This is a genomic window from Pseudomonas sp. GW704-F2 (assembly GCF_059423025.1).
Genome location: NZ_JBWKXO010000007.1, coordinates 17,917 through 30,367 on the forward strand (window position 1 = coordinate 17,917; position 12,451 = coordinate 30,367).

Sequence of the window (12,451 nt, forward strand, 5' to 3'; positions counted from 1 at the left end):
CGTAAACCCCAGGAAGCGTGTTTCATAAAAGGGCGTGGATTCTAACGAAAAAACCCGCGCCAGGCGCGGGTTTCTTCTAAACGGACAGCATCGCTTACAAGCGCTGCAGGTCGCGTTGAGCCAACTGGGCAGCGGAAGTCCCCGGATACTGGGCAACGACCTGCTGCAGAATGCCTTTGACCTTGTCGGTGTGACCCAGGCGGCGTTCTACGTCAGCGAGTTTGTACAGCGAATCCGGCACTTTGGCGTGCTTGGGGTACAGCTGGCTGACCTTGGCAAATGCCTGGCCCGCCCCCTGCAGATCACCCTTTGCCAGGTTTACCTCACCCAGCCAGTACTGGGCGTTGCCCGCGTACTGACTGTTTGGGTAACGACCGAGGAATGCGGTGAAGGCCTTGCTGGCCTTGTCGAAATCCTTGGCCTTGATCAGGTCGAAGGCTGCATCGTAATACAGTTTTTCCTTCGCCGGATCACCCGGTTCGCTGCTGGCGGCAGGGGCTGCGGCGGCGGCCCCTGCTGCTGCACCACCGGCAGCGGCACTTGGCGCGCCACCGGCAGAAGAATTATCAGGAGTAGCGGCAGGTGTAACGCCGGCTCCTATGCGTCGATCAAGATCCTGGTATCGCTCCAGGCCTTCTTGCTTCAGCTGGTTCACTTGATTCTGCAGAACTTCAATGGCGCCTTGCTGCTGCGACAATTGATCCTGCATGCGTTGCAACTGGTTGAACAGTTCGCCCTGTGCCGAGGGCGCGGACGTAGCCGCCCCCCCAGCATAGGCGCCGTTCGTGCCATAACCTGCTGGCGGATAACTGCTCCCGCTATTGTTATAGCCTGAGTTGCTATCTTCCACAGGAACCGCAGCCCACACCGCAAGCGGCGCGAGGCTGAGAGCCAATACAGTTAGAGCACGACGGCACGTTCGCATGACGAATTACTTACGCAGTTCGACGCGACGGTTTTGAGCCCAGGACTGCTCGTCGTGGCCAGTAGCAACTGGACGCTCTTTACCGTAGGAAACCAGTTCCAGTTGGCCTGGAGCAACACCTTGCAGTACCAGATAGCGCTGAACGGCTTTCGCACGACGCTCGCCCAGTGCCATGTTGTACTCGCGAGTACCACGTTCGTCGGTGTTACCTTCCAGAACAACGCGAGCGCCGTTAGCTTTCAGGTCCTTCGCGTGAACGTCCAGAGCGCGCATGGCTTCTGGTTTCAGGTCCGAACTGTCGTATTCGAAGTAGAAAGTGGTGATTGCGCGCAGAGCAGCTTCTTCGCTCAGGGAGCCGTCAACTGCACCAGTGTTGGCGCCATAACCAGCGTTTGGATCAACAGCTGCGCCTTCACCGGCATTGTCGCCGCCTTTAGACGAGCAACCAACGGCTACGGACAGAGCCAGAGCCAGAGCAGCAAACTTACCAAACTTCAGCATTTCCATCGTGAAACTCCTAATGAACCCCAGTGTGTTAAGCAAATCATGTAGCGCCGCGTCAGTTCAGGTAAGGGGACCAGGATGGTTCTCTGACTTCGCCTTGTGCGGTAGGAAGCGGGAGCCTTACGCGTCCATTAATGGACACGAGCATCAAGACTCCCCGGCCCTGCTGGCGGGTGGCGTAGATTACCATGGTGCCGTTGGGCGCAACAGTGGCTGACTCATCTAGGTTGGTATCTGTAAGGATTTTTACGGTGCCGCGCTGCAAATCCTGGGCCGCAACCCGGAAATTAGTGAAACCATCCTGACGGTGAATCATCACCAACGTCTTTTCATCAGCCGAAAGCTTAGGGTTGGCGTTGTAGTTACCAATAAAGGTCACGCGTTCCGCGCCACCGCCACCCACGCTCGTTTTATAAATTTGAGGCTTGCCGCCACGGTCGGAGGTGAAATAGATGGTCGAACCATCTTTACCCCAGAACGGTTCGGTGTTGATACCAGGACCGCTGGTCACGCGGCTGATCTGGCGCGAAGCCATGTTCATCACGTAGATATCCGGGTTGCCGTCCTTGGACAGCACGAAAGCCAGGCGCGAACCATCCGGCGACCAGGCTGGCGCACCGTTGAGGCCTTCGAAGTTGGTGATCTGCTCACGACGGCCAGTGTCGATGTGTTGGACGAAGATGCGCGGACGCTTCTGCTCGAAGGACACGTAGGCAATGCGCTTGCCGTCCGGCGCGAAGCGCGGCGACAGGATTGGTTCACGCGATTGCAGCAAGGTCACAGCGCGCGCGCCGTCATAGTCGGAACGCTGCAGCGTGTAGCGCGTGTTGTCTACGGAGAAACGCTCGGCCGTTACATACAGCAGACGTGTCGAGAAAGCCCCCTTGATACCGGTAAGCTTTTCAAACGACTGGTCCGAGATGTAGTGGGCCATGTCGCGCAGTTGTTCGGCGGTGCCCGATACGCTGCCGGTCAAGACCTGCTGCTCGGTCGCCACGTTGAACAAAGCGTACTGGATCTGCAGGCGACCGCCGGCCGGCACGATGCTGCCGACCATCAGGTACTGGGCGCCCACAGCTTTCCAGTCGCGGAAGATGACTTCGCTGGCCTGGGTCGGCTGGCTGATCATGTTGCCTTTGGGAATCGGCGCGTAGTAACCGGAGTTGCGCAGGTCGTCGCTGACGATCTGGGCCATGTCGTCCGGCAACACGCTGCCGCCCTGCCAGCCGAACGGTACAACGGCGATCGGGGTGGCCCGATCGCTACCGCTGGTGACCAGGATGTTCTTTTCATCCGCCGCCGCTATGCCTGCCATACAGCAAATAACGACAAGCAATCCTCGAAGAAGGTTTCTCACAAGGCTAAATCCTCAGGTGTGAATGTCATCTTGAATGAACGATAGGGAGCGAAGTCACTTGGTTTCATTCCCTGCATCTCGGTCAACCGGCCAATATTCTTGACCGCCGCGACCGCCGAACTGTCGAACGAACCGTCACCACTGGACTTGGCCACGCTGACCGAAGTCACCGTACCGTCCGGCAACATGCCGATCTGCAGCACTACTGTCATGCCTTTACGTGCCGAAGGTGGACGTGTCCAGCCTTCTGCTGCCCGCGCCCGAATCAGGTCGTCGAAACTGCCCGCGACTTCATCGCCACGTTCATCGGCCAAGGCTTGCTGACGCTGCGGCGTGTCGGAGAGCAAATCTGCCAAGGCCTGGGCCTTTTTCTCTTCGGCGGATTTACGCGCTGCTTCCTGGGCCTTTTTCTTGGTGGCATCGGCGGCAGCTTTCTTCTTCGCGTCGTCGGCGATTTTCTTTTTCGCCTCGTCTGCTTCAGCTTTTTTCTTGGCGTCTTCGGCGGCTTTCTTCTTCGCGTCTTCGACTATCTTTTTCTTGGCGTCTTCAGCGGCCTTTTTCTTGGCCTCTTCTTCGGCAGCTTTCTTGGCTTCTTCTTCAGATTTCTTCTTGGCTATATCAGCCAATTGTTTCTCTTCGGCTTTTTTAGCTTCGGCAGCTTTCTCGGCTTTCTTGGCTTCATCAGCCTTTTTCGCCTCGTCGGCCTTCTTCGCTTCGTCAGCCTTTTTCGATTCCTCGGCCTTTTGAGCCGCCTCTTCTTTCTTTTGTTCCGCAGCAGCCTTCACTGCTTCCTGCTCGACCTTCTTCTGTTCCATCTGCTCGACTTCAGTCTGGCGCGCAGCCGACTTCTGGGCCTCACCCGCAATCTTCTGATTGGTCTGGGTCGTGGCCTGACTTTTCGATTTCAGCTGATACAGGGTCGCCTGCACGATCGGCTTGGCTGGCGGCAGGTCCGGGGTCATGGCAAAGCTGACGAACAGCATGCCAAACACCAGGACGTGCAGGGCAATTGCCCAGACGCTAGGCCAGAAGTAGCTTTCCGAGGCGGACGGCTCTCGCTGTTGGTGCATCAGGGCGCCTCGGTAATCAAGCCAACGTTACCGACGCCGGCCTTCTGCAGCCCGCCCATGGCGCCCATGACGGAACCGTAGTCGACCGACTTGTCGCCGCGGATGAACACCTGGGTGTGCTTGCCGCCTTCGTTGCCGGAGCGAATGATCTTGGTCACCGCATCGGTCATCGCCGGCAAGGTCAGGGCCTTGTCCTGTTGTTTCTGCGTATCGACTTCGCTGCCAAGGTTCCAGTAGTAGGTCTTGTCCGCCTTGATCGAAATCGTCAGCACCTGGGTGTTGTTGTCCTGGGGCAAGGCTTCGCTGGAAACCTTGGGCAGATCAACCTTCACACCCTGGTTGAGCATCGGCGCGGTCACCATGAAGATCACCAGCAGCACCAGCATCACGTCGATGTAAGGCACTACGTTCATCTCGGCGACCGGCTTGCGCTTGGTTCGTGCTCGAGTGATTAAAGCCATCGGGGAGTACCTGCTTATTCTTCGCTGGTGTGCACTTTACGGTGCAGGATCGCCTGGAATTCGTCGGCGAAGGTGTAGTAACGGCTGATCAGGGTCTCACCGCGCGCGGCGAAGCGGTTGTAGGCGATAACCGCCGGGATCGCAGCGAACAGGCCGATCGCGGTGGCGACCAGGGCTTCGGCGATACCCGGGGCCACGGTGGCCAGGGTCGCTTGCTGGGCCTGGGCCAGGCCGCGGAAGGAGTTCATGATCCCCCACACGGTACCGAACAGGCCGATGTACGGGCTGACGGAACCCACGGTGGCGAGGAACGGCAGGCTCTGCTCCAGCTTCTCTTCTTCGCGGGAGATGGCCACGCGCATGGCACGGGCCACGCCTTCCATGACCGCTTCCGGATCGACGCCCGGCTGCTGGCGCAGGCGCGAGAACTCCTTGAAGCCGGCACGGAAGATCTGCTCGACGCCCGAATCCGGGTCAGGGTTGCTACCGGCCTGGCGATACAGTTTGGACAGGTCGATACCCGACCAGAAGCGCTCTTCGAAGCTCTCCAGGGCACGTCGACCGGCACGCAGCAGGTTGCTGCGCTGAAAAATCATGACCCAGGATGTAACCGATGCGGCTAACAGGATCAGCATCACCAGTTGAACCACAACACTGGCATTACTGACCAGGCTCCACATGGAGGAATGGTCGACGACGGTAGGTTCCACGCTAAATCTCCTGCTTTGATTGTTTACCCGCGCCGCTCACGGCGGCAAAGGCCGCACGTAGAGTTTCGGGAATGGCCCGAGGTTTCAAACTATTGGTGCGCACACACGCCACCAGGAACTGCCCCTCACAGAGCAGCGTTGCATCCGCAGCCCGCCTGACCTGCTGTTTAAAGCGCAGGCTGGCACGGTTCAATTCGATTACTTCAGCGCTGACCAGCAGCTCATCGTCCAATCGCGCCGGCGCGTAATAACGCGCCTCGCTGGAATGCACGACAAACAACAGGTCCTCCCCTGCCAGCTGGGATTGGGCAAAGCCCAGCTCCCGTAGCCGCTCGGTTCGAGCCCGCTCCATGAACTTGAGGTAATTGACGTAATACACGATGCCGCCAGCATCGGTGTCCTCGTAATAAACGCGACAGCGATGTGCGAACGACTGATCCCCGTTTTGCGCGCGCATACTCTAGTGCTTACTCCTCAGGTTGCCAATCCGGCTGGGCAACTGTTTTTTCATTCTATGAAACATTTCTAACGACTGAATGACGACGCCAGCCACTAGGACAGCACAAACCTTGAATAAATCGACCCGAGTGACCTTTTTAATCGTCCACTGCATCGAGGAATTCGTCTAGCACGGGCATCTCGCCCAATCGTGACGGAATGTTTAGCCCAAAGTGCAAATAGGCATGGCGGGTAACCACCCGGCCCCTTGGTGTACGCATGATGTAGCCCTGCTGGATCAGGTACGGCTCCAGCACGTCCTCAATGGTATGGCGCTCTTCACTGATGGCCGCTGCCAGGCTGTCCACGCCCACCGGGCCACCGTCGAATTTCTCGATCATGGTCAACAGTAGCCGCCGGTCCTGGTGATCGAAGCCGTGTTCATCCACGTCCAGCAGGTTCAACGCCAGGTCGGCCACGGCCTTGGTGATATGCCCCTTGGCCCGCACTTCGGCAAAATCGCGCACGCGCCGCAGCAAGCGGTTGGCGATCCGTGGCGTGCCCCGCGCCCGCCGGGCGATTTCAAACGCGCCTTCGGGGTCCAGGGGCAAGCCGAGAATGCCGGCCGAACGGCTGACGATGGTCGCCAGGTCTGCGGTGCTATAGAACTCTAGACGTTGGACGATGCCGAAACGGTCTCGCAACGGGTTGGTCAGCATGCCCGCGCGCGTGGTAGCGCCCACCAGGGTGAACGGCGGCAGGTCGAGCTTGATCGAGCGGGCCGCGGGGCCTTCACCGATCATGATGTCGAGCTGGAAGTCTTCCATCGCCGGGTACAGCACTTCCTCGACGATGGGCGACAGGCGGTGGATTTCGTCGATGAACAGCACGTCGTGCGGTTCGAGGTTGGTCAGCAGCGCCGCCAGGTCGCCCGGACGCTCCAGCACCGGGCCGGAGGTGGACTTGATCGACACCCCCATTTCCTGGGCGATGATGTTGGCCAGGGTGGTTTTACCCAACCCCGGCGGGCCGAAGATCAAGGTGTGGTCCAGGGATTCACTGCGCCCACGCGCAGCCTGGATGAACAACTCCATCTGCTCGCGCACGGTGGGCTGGCCGATGTAGTCGGCCAGGCTCAGGGGGCGGATGGCGCGGTCCTGGACTTCTTCACGGTCACGGGGGCCGGTGGCCGCGATCAGACGATCAGCTTCAATCACTTAAATCATTCCCTTCAGGGCTCGGCGGATCATGTCTTCGCTGCTCAGGTTCTTGTCCTTGATGGCCGACACCGCTTTGCTGGCTTCCTGCGGCTTGTAGCCCAGGGAAATCAGCGCGCTGACCGCATCGCTTTCGGCACTGGCCACCTGGGCCGCCGGCTGGTTCGGCTGGTTCGGCACCAGGGCGAACATGCTCGGCACGACTTCCCAGGCTTTGAAACGGTCCTTGAGCTCCACCAGCAGGCGTTCGGCGGTTTTCTTGCCGACCCCCGGCACCTTGGTCAGCGCCGAGGTGTCCTGGGCCGACACCGCGCGTACCAGTTCATCCACTTCCAGGCTCGACATCAGCGCCAGGGCCAGTTTCGGCCCCACACCGTTGAGGCGAATCAATTCGCGGAAGAAGTCACGGTCACGCTTGCCAATGAAGCCATAGAGCAGTTGCGCATCTTCGCGCACCACAAGGTGAGTATGCAGGGTCAATGGCTCGCCAACCGACGGAAGGCGATACAGGGTGGTCATGGGCACTTCCAGCTCATACCCCAGCCCGTTGACATCCAGAATCAGGTGCGGCGGCTGTTTCTCAGCCAGGGTGCCGCGCAAGCGTCCAATCACGGTTCAGATCCTTAAAGCTTGGGGGTCAGATCGAGGCCTGACCGCAAATAACGATTGCGCCGATGCTATCAGAGACGCAGCCGCCCGCCACGACTACGTGCCGCCCCCAGGCCGTGAGGCAGCAGGCTGGAACGGGTATGCGCGTGGCAAATGGCGATGGCCAGGGCGTCGGAGGCGTCGATCTGCGGCTTGGAGGTGAGTTTGAGCATGTGCATGACCATCATCTGCACCTGCTCTTTATTGGCCGCGCCGGTGCCGACCACGGCCTGCTTGACTTGGGTGGCGGTGTACTCGGCGATTTCCATGGCCTCCTCGGCACCGGCGACGATGGCGGCGCCACGGGCCTGGCCGAGTTTGAGGGCCGAGTCGGCGTTTTTGGCCATGAACACCTTTTCGATCCCCATGGTCACCGGCTTGTAGGTCTGGATCACTTCACGCACGCCGCGATAGACGATCTGCAGGCGTTCGGCCAACTCGCCCGCGCCGGTGCGGATGCAGCCCGAGGCGACATACACGCAGCCGCGCGGGGTGTGTTGCACCACACCAAAACCAGTGATGCGCGAACCGGGGTCGATACCTAGAATTAAAGTCATAACGCCTGCAGGTCGGGTAAACACAATTTTTGATACAGGTAAAATCCAATGTGGGAGGGGGCTTGCTCCCGATTACGGTGGTTCAGTCGACTCATAAATGACTGACACACCGCCATCGGAAGCAAGCCCCCTCTCACATTTAGATCCACATCGCCCGTCAGCCTAGCTGCTCGGCGACCGACTCTGGAATGTCAGCATTCGAGTAGACGTTCTGCACGTCATCCAGGTCCTCGAGCATATCCAGCATCTTCAGCACTTTCTGCGCGCCGTCCAGGTCCAGTTCGGCGCTGGTGGTCGGCAGCATCACGATTTCTGCGTCGGTGCCTTTGAAACCAGCGGTTTCCAGCGCGTTACGCACCGCATAGAACCCGGCGAACGAGGTGAACACATCAATGGAGCCGTCTTCGTTGGTCACCACGTCGTCGGCATCCGCGTCCATCGCGGCTTCCATCAACGCGTCTTCATCCACGCCCGGCGCGAAGGAAATCTGGCCCTTGCGCTCGAACAGGTAGGCCACCGAGCCGTCCGTACCGAGGTTGCCACCGCACTTGCTGAACGCATGACGCACCGCCGCGGCAGTACGGTTGCGGTTATCGGTCATGCACTCGACCATCACCGCCACGCCGCCCGGGCCGTAGCCTTCGTAGGTCAGCTCGACCATGTCGTCGGTATCGGCCGCACCGGCGCCACGGGCCACAGCGCGGTCGATGATGTCGCGACTCATGTTGGCGCCGAGGGCCTTGTCCAGCGCCAGGCGCAGACGCGGGTTGGAGCCTGGGTCACCGCCGCCCTGGCGGGCGGCGACGGTCAGTTCGCGAATCCACTTGGTGAAGATCTTGCCTTTCTTGGCATCCTGACGCTCTTTGCGGTGCTTGATGTTCGCCCACTTGGAATGGCCAGCCATAACACAACTCCGAAATTCTCTAGAAACCTTATCAACCCCGCCCCAGGCGGGATACAACCCTTGTAACGCAAAGGCGCATCCGAAGATGCGCCTTTTTGACTGCGTAAAACCTTATCGCGCTTTCACGCAGCGGCCTTACTCAGCCTTTGGCGCCTCGCGCAGGCGGATATGCAGCTCGCGCAGTGCCTTGGCATCCACGACACCCGGCGCCTGGGTCATGACGTCCGCAGCGCTCTGGGTTTTCGGGAAGGCGATCACTTCACGGATCGACTGGGCGCCGGTCATCAGCATCACCAGACGGTCCAGGCCGAAGGCCAGACCGCCGTGGGGCGGTGCGCCGTACTTCAGGGCGTCGAGCAGGAAGCCGAATTTCTCTTCCTGTTCGGCTTCGTTGATGCCCAGCAGACGGAATACCGCTTGCTGCATTTCCTTGCGGTGGATACGGATCGAACCGCCACCCAGCTCAGTGCCGTTCAAGACCATGTCGTAGGCCCGGGACAGAGCGCCCGCCGGGTTGGCTTCGAGCTCTTCCGGCGAGCACTTCGGCGCGGTGAACGGGTGGTGCAAGGCGCTGAAGCTGCCGTCGTCGTTCTCTTCGAACATCGGGAAGTCGACGACCCACATCGGTGCCCACTTGCAGGTCAGCAGGTTCAGGTCGTGGCCCAGCTTGATCCGCAACGCGCCCAGGGCTTCGCTGACGATCTTGGCCTTGTCGGCACCGAAGAACACGATGTCACCGTCGACTGCGCCCACGCGATCGAGGATCACATTGAGGTTGGCTTCCGGGATGTTTTTCACGATCGGCGACTGCAGGCCGTCAACGCCCTTGGCACGCTCGTTGACCTTGATGTACGCCAGGCCCTTGGCACCGTAGATGCCGACGAACTTGGTGTAGTCGTCGATCTGCTTGCGCGGCATGCTCGCGCCGCCAGGCACGCGCAGGGCGGCGATGCGGCATTTCGGGTCGTTGGCCGGGCCGCTGAACACCTTGAAGTCGACGTCCTTGAGTTGGTCGGCCACGTCCACCAGTTCCAGCGGGATACGCAGGTCAGGCTTGTCGGAACCGTAGCGGCGCATGGCTTCTTCGAAGGTCATGTGCGGGAATTCGCCGAATTCCAGGTCCAGCACTTCCTTGAACAGGTTGCGGATCATTTGTTCGGTGATGCCCATGATCTCTTTTTCATCGAGGAAGCTGGTCTCGATGTCGATCTGGGTGAATTCAGGCTGGCGATCGGCGCGCAGGTCTTCGTCACGGAAGCACTTGGCGATCTGGTAGTAACGGTCGAAGCCGGCCACCATCAGCAGTTGCTTGAACAGCTGCGGCGATTGCGGCAGGGCGAAGAAACTGCCGGCGTGGGTACGGCTCGGCACCAGATAGTCACGCGCGCCTTCCGGGGTGGCACGGGTGAGGATCGGCGTTTCAACGTCGAGGAAGCCGTTTTCATCGAGGAAGCGACGGATGCTGGTGGTCATACGCGAGCGCAGACGCAGCTTCTCGGCCATTTCCGGGCGACGCAGGTCCAGGAAGCGATAACGCAGGCGGGTTTCTTCGCCAACATCGGAATATTCGTTCAGTGGGAACGGCGGGGTTTCCGACTCGTTCAGCACTTCCAGCTCGTAGCCCAGCACTTCGATCGCGCCGGACGCCATGTTCGGGTTCACCGCACCGGCCGGACGCAGGCGCACCTTGCCGGTGATCTTCACTACGTATTCGCTGCGCACGCGGTCGGCGGCGGCGAAGCTCTCGGCGCGGTCCGGGTCGAACACCACCTGGGCCAGACCATCACGATCACGGATATCGAGGAAGATCACCCCGCCGTGGTCGCGGCGACGGTGAACCCATCCGCAAAGGGTGATTTCCTGACCTTCCAGGGTCTCGTTCAGTTGGCCGCAATAATGGCTGCGCATCATGGTAGTGGTTTCACTTCTCGTAATTCGAAATTCGGTGGCAGGCTTGGCCTCAGTCACCGTACATAAGTCAGGGGACGGATAATGCAGGAGCCTGCGCGTAGAGTTCAACTCAGTCTGCTTTGTCGCCGCCCGCCAGATTCTTCTTCGAGCCGGTCTTGAAGTCGGTCTCGTACCAGCCGCTGCCGCTCAGGCGGAAGCCCGGCATGGACAACATCTTTTTAAGCTCAGGCGCCTTGCAAGCTGGGCAATCGACCAGCGGCGCGTCGCTGATCTTCTGGATGGCTTCCAACTGATGACCACAGGAAGCGCATTGATAGTCGTACATGGGCATGGAGATGTCTCGGCGATCAGATCGTTACTGTGCCGCGCCGGCCTCCGGATAGAGGCCACTGCGCAGAAAGCGCCTGCAGCGGCAAAGCGCGGGATTATATCTGGTAAATCGAGGCAGCGCAGCCGGCTTTCTGCCCGAGGCCCGGCCCGCCTGAACGCCGGGCCAGCCCCGGAACCCCCGGATTACTCGGGATTGGACAGGCAAGCGCGGCCTTTCAATACGTGAACCACGCAGACCACCCTGACCAGCCCGCTGAAGTTCTTCACGCCGCCATAGCGCAAATGCACTTCCCGATCGACATAAGACAACAGCGCACTGACTGAACAGGCATTGAGCCTGGCTATTTCCGTGAGGATATTCCAGTAGATCTGTTCCAGCCGCAGGCAAGTGGAAAACCCATTGAGCCTTACCGATCGGGACAACGGCCGCGCCAGCCCCATATCGAACCCTTTGACAAAGGGGTCGACGTTTATCTTATGAAAACCACAGGTCTCCATCACTCTACTACCCACTCCACGTGACATACACCTGACACTCCATTGCCAAACAGCAGTCCATGGGTTTCTCCCATTGGACAGTGGGCCTATCAAACAGCAGGACGACGGGGGGCAGCCAGAAGACGGGGAGTTGATAGTCGTAGGACAACGCCAGGAAGCACGGAGAAACAAGCGGGCGGCGCCAGGACAGCGCCGCCCGAGGTCGGTGTTTACTTGCTTTCGAGTAGGGAACGCAGCATCCACGCAGTTTTTTCGTGAACTTGCATACGCTGGGTCAACAGGTCGGCCGTCGGTTCGTCGCTGACCTTATCGAGCAGCGGAAAAATACCGCGCGCGGTACGCGTAACCGCCTCCTGGCCCGCCACCAACTGCTTGATCATCTCTTCAGCGCTGGGCACGCCCTCTTCTTCCTTGATCGAAGAAAGACGCGCATAGATCGAATAGGCACCCGGCGCCGGGAAGCCCAGGGCACGAATGCGCTCGGCAATCAGGTCCACCGCCAGCGCCAGCTCGTTGTACTGCTCTTCGAACATCAAGTGCAGCGTGCGGAACATGGGGCCCGTGACGTTCCAGTGGAAATTGTGGGTCTTCAGGTACAGTACATAGGTATCGGAAAGCAGATGCGAAAGCCCGTCGACGATGGATTTGCGATCTTCTTCACTGATACCGATATCGATTGCCATGTTTATCCCCTTCAATTGAACAGCATTCATTGATCAGGTGCCGGATCACTCTAGCAAGAGTACCCAATGTGTGCAGCCCGACGCACCGAGGCGACGTGCGGCAAATCGCCCTGCGCGGCCTCGCTGGCCCGCGACGGTGAAGGCTTTAGGCGCGACAGAAAGTTTCCCCGACAGCAGGCAAAACGCCTGCAACTGTCTAGGACAAGCGTTTGACGCAGAAATGCCCGCGTCCCTTGCA

15 protein-coding genes are annotated in these 12,451 nt (G+C 59.7%); all 15 read right to left on the reverse strand.

The annotated features are described in order from the left end of the window. Positions 1–94: 94 nt before the first annotated feature. Complete coding sequence (gene ybgF / locus AC07W0_RS07865) at positions 95–925, reverse strand: tol-pal system protein YbgF (RefSeq protein WP_046382258.1); 831 nt, start codon at positions 923–925, stop codon at positions 95–97. Positions 926–931: 6 nt separating this feature from the next. Next, positions 932–1,432, reverse strand: coding sequence for a peptidoglycan-associated lipoprotein Pal (gene pal, locus AC07W0_RS07870; RefSeq protein ID WP_003209827.1), 501 nt, complete (start codon positions 1,430–1,432; stop codon positions 932–934). Positions 1,433–1,484: 52 nt separating this feature from the next. Further along, the gene (tolB, locus tag AC07W0_RS07875) at positions 1,485–2,744 is read right to left on the reverse strand and encodes a Tol-Pal system beta propeller repeat protein TolB (RefSeq protein WP_017847131.1); all 1,260 of its coding nucleotides are present in this window, start codon (positions 2,742–2,744) and stop codon (positions 1,485–1,487) included. Between the two features lie 38 nt (positions 2,745–2,782). Continuing rightward, positions 2,783–3,856 (reverse strand): cell envelope integrity protein TolA, encoded by a 1,074-nt coding sequence (gene tolA / locus AC07W0_RS07880; RefSeq protein WP_017847130.1) that lies wholly within the window; start codon positions 3,854–3,856, stop codon positions 2,783–2,785. Beyond that, the gene (tolR, locus tag AC07W0_RS07885; RefSeq protein ID WP_160384999.1) at positions 3,856–4,308 is read right to left on the reverse strand and encodes a protein TolR; all 453 of its coding nucleotides are present in this window, start codon (positions 4,306–4,308) and stop codon (positions 3,856–3,858) included. Before tolR ends, tolA begins: the two co-directional genes overlap by 1 nt. A 23-nt stretch (positions 4,309–4,331) precedes the next feature. Further along, positions 4,332–5,027, reverse strand: a complete 696-nt coding sequence (gene tolQ / locus AC07W0_RS07890) for a protein TolQ (RefSeq protein WP_017847129.1) — start codon at positions 5,025–5,027, stop codon at positions 4,332–4,334. Position 5,028: 1 nt separating this feature from the next. After that, the gene (ybgC, locus tag AC07W0_RS07895; protein WP_017847128.1) at positions 5,029–5,484 is read right to left on the reverse strand and encodes a tol-pal system-associated acyl-CoA thioesterase; all 456 of its coding nucleotides are present in this window, start codon (positions 5,482–5,484) and stop codon (positions 5,029–5,031) included. Between the two features lie 139 nt (positions 5,485–5,623). Continuing rightward, complete coding sequence (ruvB, locus tag AC07W0_RS07900; RefSeq protein ID WP_017847127.1) at positions 5,624–6,682, reverse strand: Holliday junction branch migration DNA helicase RuvB; 1,059 nt, start codon at positions 6,680–6,682, stop codon at positions 5,624–5,626. Continuing rightward, positions 6,683–7,294, reverse strand: coding sequence for a Holliday junction branch migration protein RuvA (ruvA, locus tag AC07W0_RS07905; protein ID WP_017847126.1), 612 nt, complete (start codon positions 7,292–7,294; stop codon positions 6,683–6,685). Between the two features lie 68 nt (positions 7,295–7,362). Next, positions 7,363–7,887: a crossover junction endodeoxyribonuclease RuvC gene (gene ruvC, locus AC07W0_RS07910; RefSeq protein ID WP_017847125.1), complete on the reverse strand. Its 525-nt coding sequence runs from the start codon at positions 7,885–7,887 to the stop codon at positions 7,363–7,365. A 157-nt stretch (positions 7,888–8,044) separates the two neighbouring features. After that, positions 8,045–8,791 (reverse strand): YebC/PmpR family DNA-binding transcriptional regulator, encoded by a 747-nt coding sequence (locus AC07W0_RS07915; RefSeq protein WP_046490070.1) that lies wholly within the window; start codon positions 8,789–8,791, stop codon positions 8,045–8,047. 135 nt (positions 8,792–8,926) lie between these two features. Beyond that, the gene (gene aspS, locus AC07W0_RS07920; protein ID WP_017847123.1) at positions 8,927–10,702 is read right to left on the reverse strand and encodes an aspartate--tRNA ligase; all 1,776 of its coding nucleotides are present in this window, start codon (positions 10,700–10,702) and stop codon (positions 8,927–8,929) included. A gap of 109 nt (positions 10,703–10,811) precedes the next feature. Beyond that, positions 10,812–11,033 carry an FmdB family zinc ribbon protein gene (locus AC07W0_RS07925; RefSeq protein ID WP_026140049.1) on the reverse strand — a complete coding sequence of 74 codons (222 nt, stop codon included), beginning with the start codon at positions 11,031–11,033 and terminating at the stop codon, positions 10,812–10,814. A gap of 182 nt (positions 11,034–11,215) precedes the next feature. Beyond that, positions 11,216–11,557, reverse strand: a complete 342-nt coding sequence (locus tag AC07W0_RS07930; protein ID WP_017847121.1) for a ribbon-helix-helix domain-containing protein — start codon at positions 11,555–11,557, stop codon at positions 11,216–11,218. A gap of 182 nt (positions 11,558–11,739) precedes the next feature. Next, positions 11,740–12,213, reverse strand: coding sequence for a Dps family protein (locus AC07W0_RS07935; RefSeq protein ID WP_102617337.1), 474 nt, complete (start codon positions 12,211–12,213; stop codon positions 11,740–11,742). Positions 12,214–12,451 lie beyond the last annotated feature (238 nt).